The organism is Cyanobium sp. WAJ14-Wanaka (assembly GCF_024345375.1).
Lineage (GTDB): Bacteria > Cyanobacteriota > Cyanobacteriia > PCC-6307 > Cyanobiaceae > Cyanobium_A.
On record NZ_JAGQAZ010000001.1, the window covers coordinates 141,663 to 155,352 of the forward strand.

14 protein-coding genes and 1 tRNA gene are annotated in these 13,690 nt (G+C 64.4%); 8 read left to right on the forward strand and 7 right to left on the reverse strand.

Annotated elements, in window-relative coordinates; translation table 11 throughout:
* Positions 1 to 20 precede the first annotated feature (20 nt).
* From KBY49_RS00895 to KBY49_RS00915, 5 genes are read left to right on the forward strand one after another with little or no spacing between them, the layout of a single operon-like run.
* A complete protein-coding gene (locus tag KBY49_RS00895; RefSeq protein WP_254932900.1) occupies positions 21 to 944 on the forward strand; it encodes a heme A synthase in 924 nt (307 codons plus the stop codon).
* Positions 937 to 1,926 (forward strand): heme o synthase, encoded by a 990-nt coding sequence (locus KBY49_RS00900; RefSeq protein WP_254932901.1) that lies wholly within the window; start codon positions 937 to 939, stop codon positions 1,924 to 1,926. The genes KBY49_RS00895 and KBY49_RS00900 overlap by 8 nt, the downstream gene beginning before the upstream one ends.
* 57 nt (positions 1,927 to 1,983) lie before the next feature.
* Complete coding sequence (locus KBY49_RS00905) at positions 1,984 to 3,003, forward strand: ATP-binding cassette domain-containing protein (protein ID WP_254932902.1); 1,020 nt, start codon at positions 1,984 to 1,986, stop codon at positions 3,001 to 3,003.
* On the forward strand, positions 3,003 to 3,869 hold the full coding sequence (locus KBY49_RS00910; protein ID WP_254932903.1) for an ABC transporter permease: 867 nt from the start codon (positions 3,003 to 3,005) through the stop codon (positions 3,867 to 3,869). The genes KBY49_RS00905 and KBY49_RS00910 overlap by 1 nt, the downstream gene beginning before the upstream one ends.
* 42 nt (positions 3,870 to 3,911) lie before the next feature.
* On the forward strand, positions 3,912 to 4,589 hold the full coding sequence (locus tag KBY49_RS00915) for an N-acetylmannosamine-6-phosphate 2-epimerase (RefSeq protein WP_254932904.1): 678 nt from the start codon (positions 3,912 to 3,914) through the stop codon (positions 4,587 to 4,589).
* Positions 4,590 to 4,601: 12 nt separating this feature from the next.
* On the opposite strand, the gene groL is transcribed toward KBY49_RS00915, so the two are convergent.
* Positions 4,602 to 6,281 (reverse strand): chaperonin GroEL, encoded by a 1,680-nt coding sequence (groL, locus tag KBY49_RS00920; protein ID WP_254932905.1) that lies wholly within the window; start codon positions 6,279 to 6,281, stop codon positions 4,602 to 4,604.
* Positions 6,282 to 6,386: 105 nt separating this feature from the next.
* On the opposite strand from groL, the gene KBY49_RS00925 reads away from it, so the two are divergent.
* Entirely contained in the window at positions 6,387 to 6,665 is a 279-nt protein-coding gene (locus KBY49_RS00925; RefSeq protein WP_254934060.1) for a hypothetical protein, read from the forward strand.
* 15 nt (positions 6,666 to 6,680) lie between these two features.
* Here KBY49_RS00925 and fabG read toward each other — a convergent pair whose 3' ends face one another.
* Together fabG and KBY49_RS00935 are read right to left on the reverse strand one after the other, a co-directional pair.
* Complete coding sequence (gene fabG, locus KBY49_RS00930) at positions 6,681 to 7,433, reverse strand: 3-oxoacyl-[acyl-carrier-protein] reductase (protein WP_254932906.1); 753 nt, start codon at positions 7,431 to 7,433, stop codon at positions 6,681 to 6,683.
* Between the two features lie 50 nt (positions 7,434 to 7,483).
* Positions 7,484 to 8,323: a glycosyltransferase family 9 protein gene (locus KBY49_RS00935; protein ID WP_254932907.1), complete on the reverse strand. Its 840-nt coding sequence runs from the start codon at positions 8,321 to 8,323 to the stop codon at positions 7,484 to 7,486.
* Between the two features lie 71 nt (positions 8,324 to 8,394).
* Here KBY49_RS00935 and ispD point away from each other — a divergent pair, with 71 nt between their 5' ends.
* Positions 8,395 to 9,075 (forward strand): 2-C-methyl-D-erythritol 4-phosphate cytidylyltransferase, encoded by a 681-nt coding sequence (gene ispD / locus KBY49_RS00940; protein WP_254933962.1) that lies wholly within the window; start codon positions 8,395 to 8,397, stop codon positions 9,073 to 9,075.
* 3 nt (positions 9,076 to 9,078) lie between these two features.
* On the opposite strand, the gene KBY49_RS00945 is transcribed toward ispD, so the two are convergent.
* Both KBY49_RS00945 and KBY49_RS00950 read right to left on the reverse strand, forming a co-directional pair.
* Positions 9,079 to 9,999: an LD-carboxypeptidase gene (locus KBY49_RS00945; protein ID WP_254932908.1), complete on the reverse strand. Its 921-nt coding sequence runs from the start codon at positions 9,997 to 9,999 to the stop codon at positions 9,079 to 9,081.
* A complete protein-coding gene (locus KBY49_RS00950; RefSeq protein WP_254932909.1) occupies positions 9,999 to 10,913 on the reverse strand; it encodes a 4-hydroxybenzoate polyprenyltransferase in 915 nt (304 codons plus the stop codon). The genes KBY49_RS00945 and KBY49_RS00950 overlap by 1 nt, the downstream gene beginning before the upstream one ends.
* Before the next feature lie 95 nt (positions 10,914 to 11,008).
* On the opposite strand from KBY49_RS00950, the gene KBY49_RS00955 reads away from it, so the two are divergent.
* Positions 11,009 to 12,643, forward strand: a complete 1,635-nt coding sequence (locus KBY49_RS00955) for a Ppx/GppA phosphatase family protein (RefSeq protein WP_254932910.1) — start codon at positions 11,009 to 11,011, stop codon at positions 12,641 to 12,643.
* Here the strand turns inward: KBY49_RS00955 and KBY49_RS00960 are convergent.
* Together KBY49_RS00960 and KBY49_RS00965 are read right to left on the reverse strand one after the other, a co-directional pair.
* Positions 12,624 to 13,481, reverse strand: a complete 858-nt coding sequence (locus KBY49_RS00960) for a helix-turn-helix domain-containing protein (protein WP_254932911.1) — start codon at positions 13,479 to 13,481, stop codon at positions 12,624 to 12,626. The genes KBY49_RS00955 and KBY49_RS00960 overlap by 20 nt on opposite strands.
* 119 nt (positions 13,482 to 13,600) lie before the next feature.
* Positions 13,601 to 13,672 (reverse strand) — tRNA-Val (locus tag KBY49_RS00965).
* Positions 13,673 to 13,690 lie beyond the last annotated feature (18 nt).

The window sequence follows — 13,690 nt, forward strand, 5'->3', positions numbered from 1 at the left end:
ACTTCTGGAAGGCAACTGCCATGGTCGGGTCCACCCGTCCCGATCTCAGGCTCCAGGAACGCCTTGCCTTGATGGCCGCCCACCTAGTGGTCGCCCTGGTTGCCCTGGTAGTTATTGGTGGAGCCACCCGGGTGATGGAAGCCGGGTTGGCATGCCCCGATTGGCCCCTCTGCTACGGCCGCTTTTTGCCGGGTCAGCAGATGAACCTCCAGGTGTTCCTGGAGTGGTTCCACCGCCTCGATGCCTTTGTGGTGGGTGTTGCCCTGCTGGTGCTGACTGGAGTCAGTGCCTTTTGGCGCCAATCCTTACCCCGCTGGTTGCCCTGGGTGGCCGCAGGCTCCCTTCTATTGGTGGCGGTCCAGGGGGCCCTTGGAGCCCTCACGGTCAGCCAGCTGCTGGCGGCTCCTCTGGTCACCGCCCATCTGGCAACGGCCCTGTTGCTGGTGGCCCTGGTCAGCGGCCTCTACCAGCGCCTCGCCCTGGCTGGAGCCGAAACGGAAAGCAATTCCGGCCCGGCGCCGCGCTGGTGGCAGGCCCTGGCCTTTGGCTCGCTCTTATTAGTGGTGGGCCAATGCGTGCTGGGTGGCTCGATGGCTAGCCAGTGGGCGGCCCAGCAGTGCCTCAGCAGTGGCGACGGCTGTCGGTGGTTGCTGGCCCATCGCCAGGGGGCCGCACCTGCAGCAGCTGCTGTGGCCACCTTGGCCCTCAGCTCCCTGCTCCTGCCCGCCCACCAGAGCCAGGGAAGGGGTCTTGCCCTTGGGGCCCTGGCCCTGGTTGTGGCCCAGGTGGCTTTGGGGGTGGCCGTGCTGCGCCACCAGCTGATGCTGCCCGGGATCACCATCGCCCACCAGCTGGTGGCTGCCCTGTTGGTGGCGCTGCTGGCTTCGGCCCTGGCCCGCAGCTATGGCCGGCCCCAAGCAAATTTGGAGTGGGCCCATGGTTAGCGCCAACATCGCTGCAGTTCCCGGGGTAAGCCCTGTCCCGGCCATTCGCCCCTCGGTCAAGCTGCCCGCCTGGCTTGAGGTGGCTAAGCCGCGCCTAATCCCCCTGCTGCTGGCCAGCACCCTGGGGGGTATGGCGGTCAGTGGGGAGGGTTGGCTCGATGCCAGCACAATTTTCTGCACCCTCGTGGGCGGGGCCCTCGCCTCTGCCGCCGCGGGAGTTCTCAATTGCCTCTGGGAACAGGACCTCGATGGGCGCATGCAGCGCACCAGTCGCCGGGCCCTGCCCTCGGGGCGCCTGGCCCAAAGGCAGGCCTTTGGCCTGGCCATCGCCCTGACGGTTCTCTCCGTAGTGGTGCTGGTGCTTGGCGTAAATGCCCTGGCGGCCAGCCTTGCCCTGCTGGGCCTTTGCAGCTATGTGCTGCTCTACACCGCCCTGCTTAAGCCCCGCACCCGCCAAAACATCGTGGTGGGGGGAGTTGCCGGGGCAATCCCGCCCCTGGTGGGGGCGGCGGCAGCCACCGGCCACCTGGGTTGGGCCAGTTGGTGGCTGTTTGCCCTAATCATGGTTTGGACTCCGGCCCACTTTTGGTCCTTGGCCCTCCTACTCAAGGAGGACTACCGCTCAGTGGGCATTCCGATGTTGCCTGTGGTCAAAGGGGTGGTGGTCACGACCCGGGCGATTTGGCATTACTCGATCGCCACCGTGGTTTTGAGCCTGCTGGGGATTTGGGCCGTTCCTGGCGGAGAAATTCTCTATGGCCTGCTGGTGCTTCCATTTAATGGTCGCCTGCTTCAGCTTGCGGCCAGCCTGCGGCAGGAGCCAACCGATCCCCAGAGGGCTAAGGCGATGTTCCGCTGGTCGATCTTTTACCTCTTTGGGATCTGCCTGCTGCTGCTGATGGCCCATTCCCCCCAGGCGGCCCTAGTCAGCTGGCAGGGCATCACCCCGGCCCTGTTGGGCCTTCCTACATTGGGCGGCTGAAGCAGTTTTGATCGTCCAGATGTCCATAGATCAGATGCTGCTTGAGGGGGTGGCCCGGTGATTGAACTGCAGCAGCTCACCAGGCATTACGCCGCCGCAAAGGGGGCGAAGGTTCGGGCCCTAGATGGCCTCTCGCTTGAGGTGCCAGCCGGCAGTTTGTTTGGCCTGTTGGGTCCGAATGGGGCGGGCAAAACCACCGCCATCCGGATCCTCTGCACCCTGCTGGCCCCAGATAGCGGCCAGGTTCGGGTGGCAGGGATTGATGCCCTTGCCCAGCCCCGGGCCGTGCGCCGTTTGCTTGGCTATGTGGCCCAGGAGGTGGCGATCGACAAGATCCTTACCGGTAGGGAACTGCTGCAACTCCAGGGTGACCTGTATCACCTGAACGCGGCCCAGCGCGATCGCCGCATGGCAGAGCTGATTGAGCTTTTGACCATGGGCGACTGGATTGATCGCCGTTGCGGCACCTATTCCGGCGGCATGCGCCGGCGCCTCGACCTGGCGGCCGGCTTGCTGCACAGCCCCAAGGTGCTGGTGCTGGATGAGCCCACAGTGGGCCTTGATATCGAGAGTCGCGCGGCGATTTGGCAGGTGCTTAGGCAGCTGCGTGATGGCGGCACCACCGTGGTCTTGAGCAGCCACTACCTCGAGGAGGTGGATGCCCTCGCCGACCACCTGGCCATTATCGAAGCGGGCCGGGTGATTGCCGAGGGGGCGCCCGCGACCCTTAAGGCGGCCCTGGGCGGCGATCGCCTTACCCTGCGGGTGAGGGAATTCAGCGATGCCGGGGAGGCGGCCCAGGTGCAGGTGCTGCTGCAGGGCTGCTCCGGAGTGCGCCAGGTGGTTGTCAACCAGTCCCAGGGCTACTCCCTAAACCTGGTGATTGAGCACGACAGCGTGGTTGACCAACTGCGTCGCCAATTAGAAGCCGCCAACTTGCCGATCTTTGCCCTGGCCCAGAGTCGGCCGAGTCTGGATGATGTCTATCTTCAGGCCACGGGCCGCACCTTGATGGATGCGGAATTGGCCGTCGCCGGGATTCGCGATCCCAAGGCCGAACGCAAAGCGAGCATGTGATGACCAGCGCCACCCCTCCCATTACCGCCAGCGCTCCGGCTCCCGTTGCCGAGCCCTCCGCCTTTGCGGAGATCAGCCAGGAAACCTTGGCGCTGACAAAACGGCTGTTTGTCCAACTCCAGCGCCGCCCCTCAACTCTGGTGGCCGGGGTTTTGCAGCCCCTGATTTGGTTGATACTTTTTGGTGCCCTCTTTGCCAAGGCGCCCCAGGGACTTTTGCCTGGGGGGGTTAGCTATGGCCGCTTCCTTGGGGCCGGGGTGATTGTGTTTACGGCCTTTAGCGGGGCCCTCAACGCCGGCCTGCCAGTGATGTTCGATCGCGAGTTTGGTTTTCTCAACCGGCTCCTGGTGGCGCCCCTGCGCTCCCGCAGCTCGATCGTGCTCGCTTCGGTGCTCTACATCACTTCCCTAAGCCTGGTGCAGAGCCTGGCAATCATGGGCACCGCCGCTGTTTTGGGCTACGGCTGGCCCGGGGGGATCGGTTTGCTTTTGGTGGTGGTCACCCTGCTCCTTCTGGTTTTCACCTTCACGGCCTTGAGTTTGGGTTTGGCCTTTGCCCTGCCAGGCCACATCGAAATGATTGCGGTGATCTTTGTGGCAAACCTGCCCCTGCTGTTTGCCAGCACCGCCCTGGCGCCCCTTTCGTTCATGCCCAGCTGGCTGGCCTGGCTCGCCTCGCTCAACCCCCTCACCTTTGCCATTGAACCGATTCGGGCCGCCTATGCGGGAAATTTCTGCCTGGGTGCGGTGGTGCTCGAAGCACCCTATGGATCCCTAACGGCCGGCACCTGCTTGGCAGTTCTAGCGATTTTGTCGGCAGGGCTTTTCCTCTTGATTCGTCCCCTTCTGGATCGCAAGCTCAGCTGATATTTCAAGCTCAGCAACAAGCCAAGCTCTCCTAAAAAAGCAATGAAGCCCAAAGGATTGATTGTTTCGGTGCAGGCACCCGAGGGTTCGCCCATGCGCGATCCCCACGTGATTGCCGCCATGGCAGAGGCGAGCCTGCGCCATGGCGCTTCGGGTGTGCGGTTGGAGAGCCCGGAGCACATCGGGGCCGTACGGCGCCGCTGCCCCCAGGCCCTGATCGTGGGCCTCTGGAAACGGACCTACCCGCAAAGCTCTGTCTACATCACGCCCAGCTGGCAGGAGATTCAGGCGGTCTGGGCTGCTGGGGCGGATGTGATTGCCATCGATGCCACCGACCGGGACCGTCCAGGTGGCGAAGGCCTGGCCTCCCTGGTGGGCCGCGCCACCCGGGAGTTGGGGGCGGTGGTGATGGCTGATGTAGATAGCGTGGCCAATGGTTTACGGGCCGCAGAGCTGGGTTGCCAGTGGGTGGGTACCACCCTGTTTGGCTACACCGAAGCCACCGCGGGCCAGAAACCACCCGGCTGGGATTTGATCGGTGAACTGCGTTCCCGGCTGCCCGCTGATGTCGGTTTGATCTGTGAAGGCGGCATCGCCTCAGCAGACCAGGCAAAACAAGCGTTAAGCCTGGGGGCCGATGCGGTGGTGGTGGGTACGGCCATCACCGGCGTCGACCTGCAGGTAAGGGCCTATCTGGCCCGGCTAGCGGACGCTGCCTAGCTGCCTAGGGGATCACATCATCCCGGGCATGCCCATGCCACCCATGCCACCCATTCCGCCCATACCTCCCATTCCGCCCATACCGCCCATGTCACCACCAGGGCCGCCGGCGGGGGCTGGGGGTTCGGGCTTGTCGGCGATCACCGCTTCGGTGGTGATCAGCAGTGAGGCAATCGAAACAGCATCCTGCAGGGCAAGCCGCACCACCTTGGCCGCATCGAGGATGCCAGCAGCGAGTAGGTCTTCGTAGGCGCCAGTGAGGGCGTTGAAGCCCTTGCCCAGGCGCTGGATTTCCGCGGCCACCACGGCGCCATCGGCACCGGCATTGGCGGCAATTTGACGCACCGGAGCTGCGAGGGCACTCTGCAGGATTTCCACCCCAGTGCGCTCATCGCCGTGGCACTCGGATTTGAGGGTTTCCAGGCCCGCCGCCAGTTCCAGCAGGGTGCAGCCACCGCCGGCAATGATTCCCTCCTCCACCGCCGCCCGGGTGGCATTGAGGGCATCATCGATGCGCAGTTTGCGGTTTTTTAGTTCCGTTTCGGTGGGGGCACCGACCTTGATCACGGCCACACCGCCGGCCATTTTGGCGATCCGCTCCTGCAACTTTTCGCGGTCGTAGTCGGAATCTGTGTTTTCGAGTTCGCGGCGAACCGCTGCCACCCGATCAGCCACGGCCGCCTGGTGTTCACCGGTGGCCACGATGGTGGTGCTGTCCTTGGTGATCGTGATCCGGCGGGCTTTGCCGAGGTCGTTTAGGTCGACTTTGTCGAGGGTCATCGCCTTGTCTTCGCTGACCAGGGTGGCGCCGGTGAGGATGGCGATGTCGGCCAACATGGCCTTGCGGCGCTCACCAAAGCCTGGGGCCCGCACAGCAGCAACCTGCAACACCCCCCGGTTCTTGTTCACCACCAAGGTGGCCAGGGCTTCGCCCTCCACATCCTCCGAGAGGATCAGTAATGGTTTGCCGGTCTTTGAGACCGCTTCGAGAACGGGCACCAAATCAGCCACCGCACTGATCTTGCGATCGGTTAACAGCAGTAGGGCATTGTCAAAAATGCATTCGCGCCGCTCCTGGTCCGTCACGAAATAGGGGGAGCTGTAGCCCCGATCGAAGGCCATGCCCTCGGTGATTTCCAGCTCGGTGGCAAGGGAATTGGATTCCTCGACAGTGATTACGCCGTCGGCGCTCACCTTGGCCATCGCCTCGGCGATCATCCGGCCAATTTCTTCATCGTTGCCGGAGCTCACCGAGGCCACCTGGCGAATCGCGTCGCCAGCCACGGCCTGGGAGCGCTCAGCAATGCCAGCCACCACCTGGGCCAGGGCCTTTTCCATGCCCCGCTTCACGCCTACGGGGTTGGCGCCGGCGGCAATGTTTTTCATGCCCTCATGCACCAGGGCCTGGGCCAAAACGGTGGCGGTGGTGGTGCCGTCCCCGGCCTTGTCCTTGGTGCGGCTGGCCACCTGCTGGATCAACTTGGCGCCGAGGTTTTCAAAGGGATCCTCCAGCTCGATCTCCTTGGCGATCGTCACCCCGTCATTGACAATTTCAGGGGCGCCAAATTTTTTTTCCAGCACCACGTTGCGGCCCTTCGGACCAATGGTGACCTTCACGGCGTCGGCGAGGGCATTGACGCCACGCTCCAGGGCTGCGCGGGAGGCATCCGAGAAGCTGATCAACTTGGCCATGACGAATTCGAAAGGGTCTGATCGATCTCTCCAGGCTCCCACAAATGGCTGCTGCCAGGCATCCTTTAGCCGGTGGTGATAGCCGAATCAAGGTAGGGTCTGGCAATGGATGACATGCTCCAAACAGCCTTCGAGTCGGCCTTGGAAACCGCCATCCAAAGTGCGGATGAAACCGCTGGCTTGGCAACGGTTTCGGGCGCCAACGCCTTTGTATTCGTATTGATTGCGGGCTTGGGCGCGGTGATGGCCCTGGTCTATCTGCCCCTCAGGCTCTTCCTCACGATCACGGCTAGAAGCCGGCGGTTGAAATTGCTTCAGCGGATCAGGCGGCTGCGCGATGACCTGGCCCAACCGGCGGTGAAAGGTGAATCCGCCCCGAGCTGAGATCCGATCCCCTGATCAGCGCATCACCATCCCGCCATCGACCTGGAGCACTTGGCCAGTCATGTAGGCGGCGGCTGGATCGGCGGCCAGGAAGCGCACCGCGCTCGCCACCTCTTGCGGCGTGCCCATCCGGCCCAACGGGATTGCCTTGAGGATGGGTTCCCGATCGAGTTCAGCGGTCATGTCGCTTTCGATGAAGCCCGGTGCCACGGCGTTGACGGTTACCCCACGACCGGAAAACTCGGCAGCGCAACTGCGGGTGAAGCCGATTAGGCCGGCCTTGCTGGCGCTGTAGTTGGCCTGGCCAGGGTTGCCCATCAAGGCCACCACGGAGGTGATGTTGATGATTCGGCCAGAACGGGCCTTCAGCATCGAGCGGCTAACGGCGCGGGTGCAGAGGAAAACGCCGGTGAGATTAAGGTCGAGCACGCTCTGCCAGTCCGCGGTTTTCATGCGCATCAGCAGGCCGTCTCGGGTGATGCCGGCGTTATTGACCAACACATCGAGCCTGCCTGACCGATCCAGCAAGGTTTTGATCAGGTCTTCCACCTGGGCTTCGTCGGCCACATTGGCCCGGTGACTCCAGGCCTTGCCGCCGGCCCCAACGATGGCCTCGACCACGGCATCGGCGGCCTCCGGCGAGTTGGCGTAGTTGACCACCACCTCGGCCCCCTCGGCGGCCAGGGCAATGGCAATGGCCCGGCCGATGCCGCGGCTGGCACCGGTTACTAGGGCGACTTGGCCGTTAAGGGAGTTGGAGGTGCCCATCGAAGCGGTTCGGCGCAGGCCTGGCGGTATGGCCTGATCGTATTTGGCCCCTAGCCCAAGCCCAGGGCCGCCATCACCTCGGCGATCCCGAGCTCCTTGAGCTGGCCCGGCAGGCCCAGGGCCTGGAGCCCAGGCCGTTGGGGCAGGGTTTCGGCGGCCCGGCCCAGGGCGACCAGGGGTAGGCCGAGCAGCAGGGCCCACTCGATCACCGCTGGATCGCTGGCTAGCACCACATCCGCATTGGCCATCAGGGCGGCCCGCTGCAAGGCACCGGTGCCAGCGGCAGTGGGTTCGAGCACCCGCAGGTTCGCCAATTTGGCCCGGATCTGTTGGGGCAAGGCTTGCCATTGGTCCAGGGGCCAATCCTGGCCATCTCCGGCGGGGGCCAGCAGCAGGGCGGGGCCATCCCCGGCTGGCAGGGCTTTGGCAGCCGCTTGGAGCTCGGCCTTGGGCAGGGCTAGTCGATAGCTCTGGGCATCCAGATGCACCCCCACTGGCTTGAGGAAGGCCTCCCAGGCCTGGTTTGGCCAGGGGTTGGCGCTGGGCTTGACCTGGGCCGTAGCTGAGAAACCCTTGAGCGCCACCCGGGTGGGGATGTGGCTCATCGACAGCATCAAGTCAACCTGGCGGCCCTGGGCACGGTTAACGCAGAGCTGAAAATCGGGCTCCCGCACCGTACCCAGCAGGTTGGCCCAGTCGGCGAGGGTGGCCTCTTCAAACGGGAAGGCGACGACCTTTTCCACCGCCGGCTGCAGTTTCCAGAGGGCCAGGCTTGCCGCCTGACAAACCACATGGACCTGGGCCTTGAGTTGTTCGGCAACGGCCGCAACAGCGGCAAAGGCCTGCAGTTGCTGGGCGTTGCCCCCGGGAATTAGAAACAGGGCACGCATTGTCGTGGCATTGGCACGGCGGCCTGATTGTATGGAGGCCATTCGATTTAGCCCGTAGCTCGGAGTTGCTTGTGCATTTGCTGATCGTTGCCGCAGGGAGTGGACGCCGCATGGGGGCCGCCGGCAACAAGCTTTTGCTGCCGGTTGCGGGCCGACCGGTGCTGGCCTGGACCCTGGAGGCGGCCCTGGCCTGCGCAGCGATTAGTTGGATCGGCCTGGTGGGTCAACCGGCCGATGCCGCTGAAATCACGGCGATCTTGGAGCTGGCCGAGCCGGCCATACCGGTGCGCTGGATTGTCGGCGGTGCAACCCGCCAGGAATCGGTGAGCAGGGGTTTGGCTGCCCTCCCCGCAGAGGCTGGGGGGGTGCTTATCCACGATGGGGCCCGCTGCCTGGTGGATCCGGAGCTGCTGGCCCGTTGCGCTGCGGCAGTGCAGCAGGGCCTCTCGGTGATTGCGGCTACGCCCGTCACCGACACGATCAAGCAGGTGGATGGGAAGGGCGCGATCACGGCCACCCCCGATCGCAGCCAGCTCTGGGCGGCCCAGACGCCCCAGGGGTTTCCGGTGCAGGAACTGCGCCAGGCCCACGCCACCGCAACGGCCCAGGGCTGGAGTGTCACCGACGATGCGGCCCTATTTGAACGCCTGGGCCTGCCGGTGCAGGTGTTGGAGGCACCCCCTTCCAACATCAAACTCACCACTCCCTTCGATCTAACCATTGCCGAAGCCGTGTTGGCAGAGCGCCCCTGAGGTTCAGGGGTGCTGCTGAAAATCAGGCAGCTGCAGCAGGCCCCTGTCGCCATCTAAAACCGCCCGTACCCCCAGGGGTAGGGCTGCGTTGGCATCGCCATGGCCCACCTTTAAGCCCGCCACCACTGGGATTGCCAGGTCTGCGGTGCGTTCTCGCAACACCTCCTCCAGGCTGAAGCTGGAGACGGCGGCACCGTCGCTATCTCCCTCCCCGTCGCAGCCCCTAAAGCTGCCCAGGCCCATGCCGGCCAATTGATGCAGGGCTCCCGTAAGGCGCCAGTGGGTCAGCATTCGATCGATCCGATAGGGGGCCTCGCCCACGTCCTCCAGCACCAGGATTGCGCCCCTTAGTTCGGGGAGGTGGGCGGTGCCAAGCAGGTGGGTGGCCACCGTCAGGTTTGCCACCAGGAGGGGGCCTGCGGCGCAGCCGCCCCGCCAGCCCTGCCCCTGCAGATCCTCGAGCGGTTCACCGAAGAGCAGGCGGCGTAGCCGCTCCTGGCTCCAGCTTGGCTCCGCGGCCAGGGTGGTGAGCAGGGGGCCATGGATTGCGCCCCGGCGTTCTTGGGACAGTTGGGCCCAGAGCAGGGAGGTGACATCTGAAAAGCCCAGTAGCCAGGCTTGGGGAAGGTCCAGGGGCTGCTCCAGCAGCCTGGCCGAACCCCAGCCGCCCCGGATGCAGGCAAGCAGGGATGCCCCATTTGCAGAGGGAATTTTTAGGTCGCTGGCGCGCTCGTCATCGCGGCCCGCCAGGTATCCCCAGCTCCGCAGGGGCCGGCGCTCTACCAGGAGCCCCCAGCTTTCCAAGATGGCAATGCCGGCCTCGAGGCGCTCGATGGGCCCTTGCCCCTCCAGGCAGGAGCTGGCAGCCACCAGGTCGACCCGATCGCCGGCCTGCAGGGGCTTTGGCAGGGCAAGGTTTTGCATCAGGCCCTCCCTACAACCAGGGCTAGCAGCAGTAGCCCGCCGAGCTGCACCTGGCGGCTGAAATGCTGGCCGTAAATGCTCCTCGGCAGCTCTGCTGGCCGCAGGGCCCAGGCCTCTTTTTGCATCGCCCCAGTGGCCAGCAGCCACAGGGGCCAGAACGGCCAACCCACGCCGGCAAGCCAGGCGGCAAGGGCGAGGCCCAGGCAGGCAAGCAGGTAGCAGGCGGCCACGGCCCCGGGCGCCCGGCTCCCCAGGCTCAAGGCACTGCTGCGCACCCCCAGACGTTGGTCGTCTTGGCGGTCGGCCATTGCATAGACGGTGTCAAAGCCAAAGGTCCATAGGGCTGCAGCAAGCCAGGTGAGCGCCAACACCCAGCTGCCTGTGATCGAGCTGGCGATTGAGCTTGTAATCGAGCCGGTGGAGGCCGCCCAAGGGATCAGCACCGCAAAGCCCCAGCACAGGGCCAGCACGGCCTGGGGGTAGGGGAACCAGCGTTTTGCCGATGGGTAAAGCAATACCGGCGGCAGGCTGGCCACCGCCAGCCAAAGGCAGGGCCAGCGGTGCTGGGACGGCAGCAGCAGCACCACCAGTAGGGCCAGGGCCAGGGCTATCACCAGTAGGGCCGCCGCCTCGGAGCTTTTAAGGCGGCCATCCGCCAGGGGGCGCCCCTTGGTGCGCTCCACCAGGGGGTCAATGCGTCGATCCCAGAGATCGTTGGCGATGCAGCCGGCCCCACTAACGGCCAAGCCCCCCAGCACGATCAACAGCATCAGCCCCGCAGACGGTGGCGCGTTTGGGGTGAGCCAGAGGCTCCAACCGGCAGGAATCAGCAAAATCAGCCGCCCACTGGGCTTATGCCAGCGCAGCAGCTCAAGACAGGCCTTCAGTCGGGCGGAGAAGGTGGAGACAGCCATTGGGGCGCACCTTAAATCTGTTGGGGGATTGAAATCAGCTCGGGGATGGTTCTACAGGTGGCAAACTGGCCCGGCCCGTGGTTTGCCACGTCCCCATGGTTCAGGACCTATCCAAGCCATGGCCAGGTCGGCGGCGCGTCGCGGCCATTGATATCGGTACCAACTCGATTCACCTGTTGGTGGCTGAGGTCGACCTGGAGCTGCGCAGCTTTTCCGTGGTGCTGGCGGAGAAGGCCACCACCCGCCTGGGGGAGCGGGATCCCGTGAGTGGCGAATTGAGCGCCGATGCAATTGAGCGGGCCTTCCGCACCCTGCGCCACGACCGCGACCTGGCCCTCAGCCATGGGGTGGAGCAGATCGTCACGGCCGCCACCAGTGCGGTGCGCGAAGCCCCCAATGGCCGTGATTTCCTAGTGGCCCTCCAGGAAAAGCTCGACCTGGATGTGGATCTGGTCAGCGGTCCGGAGGAGGCGCGCCTGATCTATCTCGGGGTGCTTTCCGGCATGACCCTGGGGGATCAGCCCCACCTGATTCTTGATATCGGCGGCGGTTCCACGGAATTGGTCTTGGCCGACGGCGGCGATGCCAGGGTTCTGACCAGCACCCGCATCGGTGCGGTGCGCCTGCAGAGGGAGTTCTGCCGCCAGGATCCCCTGCCCCCTGCCCAGCAGTCTTTCTTAAAGGCCTACATCCAAGGGTCCCTGGATCCGGCCGTGGCCCAGGCCCGAGCTGCCCTTAAGCCTGGGGAGCGGCCCAAAATGGTGGCCACCAGTGGCACGGCAATGGCCCTGGCGGCCCTGGCGGCGGCTGAGGATGAAAGGCCCCCCCTGAAACTCCAGGGCTACCGGCTCGGCAAGGCCCGCATCGACCAGTTACTTGCCAGGTTGCTGCAGATGGGCCCGGAGCAACGCAAGGCGCTTACCGCCATCAACGAACGGCGGGCCGAAATCATCGTGCCAGGGGCCCTGATCCTCCAAACCGCCATGGAGATGCTGCAGGTGCAGGAGCTGGTGGTGTGTGATCGGGCCCTGCGCGAGGGGTTGATTGTGGATTGGATGCTGCGCAATCAGCTGCTGGGGGATCGCTTTTCCTTCCAGAGCACCATTCGCGAGCGCACGGTGATCCACCTGGCCCAAAGTTTTGGGGTGGATCGCAGCCGGGCCGACCGGGTGGCCGCCTTTGCCCTCAGCCTCTACGACCAAACCCGGGGTCTCCTCCACGAGGACGGCGGTGAAGGCCGCCAGCTGCTTTGGGCTGCGGCCCAACTGCACACCTGTGGCAAGAGCATCAACATCGCCGCTTATCACAAACACACCTGGTACTTGATCCGCCATGGGGAGCTTTTGGGCTACAGCGAGATGGAGCATTTGATGGTGGCGGCCATCGCCCGATACCACCGCCGGGGCCTGCCCAAAAAGCGCCATGAGTCTTGGCTGGTGATTGAGGGCCGGGATCAACGTCGCTGCGTGGCGGCGATGGGACTGCTGCTCCGTTTGGCCGCTGCCCTAGACAGGCGTCCCGCAGAGGTAATTGAGCGGATAACCGTTGCTGCGGATAGGGATGCGGGCCCCAAGGAGCCACCCACTGGCTTCACCATTTCCCTGGAGGAAAGCGCAGAGTTGGCCGCAGATCCCCAGGGCGACCTAAGCCTGGAGTGCTGGAGCCTGCTCTCTTGCCACGCCGTGGTCCAGGAGGCCTGTGGCCTGGAACTCAGGGTGTTGGGGGCTTAGCTGGAGTGGCCTGAAGCTTGGCCTGGGTTGGGGCAAAGGTTTGCCACCGGATTTGTTTGACCGTGCCAAGGGGCTTGGCCGGGCCGTTGCCCCGCTGAACCAGCACCAAATCCGGCCGGCCGGCCAGCACCCGAATTCCTGCGGCCAGGGGAAAAGCTCGCCGGCCCTGGAAGGCCCCCCTAAACAGCCGCTTGCCCGTGGTGGTTTTCACCTCCAGCCAGCTGCCCTCAGTGCTGATCAACACCAGTTGCTTGGCTTGGCTGGTCTCGATGGCCAGGGCGGCTGCCCGCTTGGCTTGCTCGAGCCGGGCTTTTTTAAGCGACGCTTCCTGGGCAATGGCCTGCTGGCGCAGCAGTTGTTGATGGGTTTGCCATTGCTGCCAAAGCAAGGTGCCACCGGTTGCCAGCCCTGCGATCAGGGCCAGGCTGGCGATGGGGCGAAGGCCAGGCCAAAGGCTCCCACTGGATTTGGTTTGGCTTTTTGCTTTGGGGCCAGGTTCGGCTGGGCTGGTTGGGGGCTCCTCCTGTTCGATGCCCCGCGCTTGGAATTTGAGTTGGTTGAGATTGATTTTTGGAGCGCTAAATTCAGTAAATTGGCGCAGGGAAGTTACTTCCTCGTCAATAGAAATTTCTAGGCGACTGGCCAGCCGGCGGGCCTGGGCGATCACAAAAACAGCTTCCGGAAGATGCTCCAGATCACCGGCTTCCAGGGCCCCAAGTTGCTCCACCCCCATGTTCAGCTGCGATGCCAGGGCTGCCTGGCTGAGGCCCCGGGCTTCCCGGGCTTGGCTCAGCCGCTGGCCAAGGGCTTGAAGCACAGGGATTACTGGGCTATCCACAGGGGAAATTTCTAAGGGAAGCGAGGGTTTCGCTGGAATTTATCGAGGCCAATTGTGCCCCATGGGGGAGCAGTTGCCCAGGCCTTGAGCAGGCTTGTGGCAGCAGGGATTGTCAAAAATGGGCGATACTGGACTCGAACCAGTGACCCCTTCCGTGTGAAGGAAGTGCGCTACCGCTGTGCTAATCGCCCTTGCCTAGGCAGCTTAAG

Bases quoted from the DNA above. Each gene is read 5' to 3' on its own strand.
- KBY49_RS00895 (WP_254932900.1), top strand. From the start codon at position 21: ATGGTCGGGTCCACCCGTCCCGATCTCAGGCTCCAGGAACGCCTTGCC.
- KBY49_RS00900 (WP_254932901.1), top strand. From the start codon at position 937: ATGGTTAGCGCCAACATCGCTGCAGTTCCCGGGGTAAGCCCTGTCCCG.
- KBY49_RS00910 (WP_254932903.1), top strand. From the start codon at position 3,003: ATGACCAGCGCCACCCCTCCCATTACCGCCAGCGCTCCGGCTCCCGTT.
- KBY49_RS00915 (WP_254932904.1), top strand. From the start codon at position 3,912: ATGAAGCCCAAAGGATTGATTGTTTCGGTGCAGGCACCCGAGGGTTCG.
- groL (WP_254932905.1), bottom strand. From the start codon at position 6,281: ATGGCCAAGTTGATCAGCTTCTCGGATGCCTCCCGCGCAGCCCTGGAG.
- KBY49_RS00925 (WP_254934060.1), top strand. From the start codon at position 6,387: ATGGATGACATGCTCCAAACAGCCTTCGAGTCGGCCTTGGAAACCGCC.
- fabG (WP_254932906.1), bottom strand. From the start codon at position 7,433: ATGGGCACCTCCAACTCCCTTAACGGCCAAGTCGCCCTAGTAACCGGT.
- KBY49_RS00935 (WP_254932907.1), bottom strand. From the start codon at position 8,323: ATGCGTGCCCTGTTTCTAATTCCCGGGGGCAACGCCCAGCAACTGCAG.
- KBY49_RS00945 (WP_254932908.1), bottom strand. From the start codon at position 9,999: ATGCAAAACCTTGCCCTGCCAAAGCCCCTGCAGGCCGGCGATCGGGTC.
- KBY49_RS00950 (WP_254932909.1), bottom strand. From the start codon at position 10,913: ATGGCTGTCTCCACCTTCTCCGCCCGACTGAAGGCCTGTCTTGAGCTG.
- KBY49_RS00955 (WP_254932910.1), top strand. From the start codon at position 11,009: ATGGTTCAGGACCTATCCAAGCCATGGCCAGGTCGGCGGCGCGTCGCG.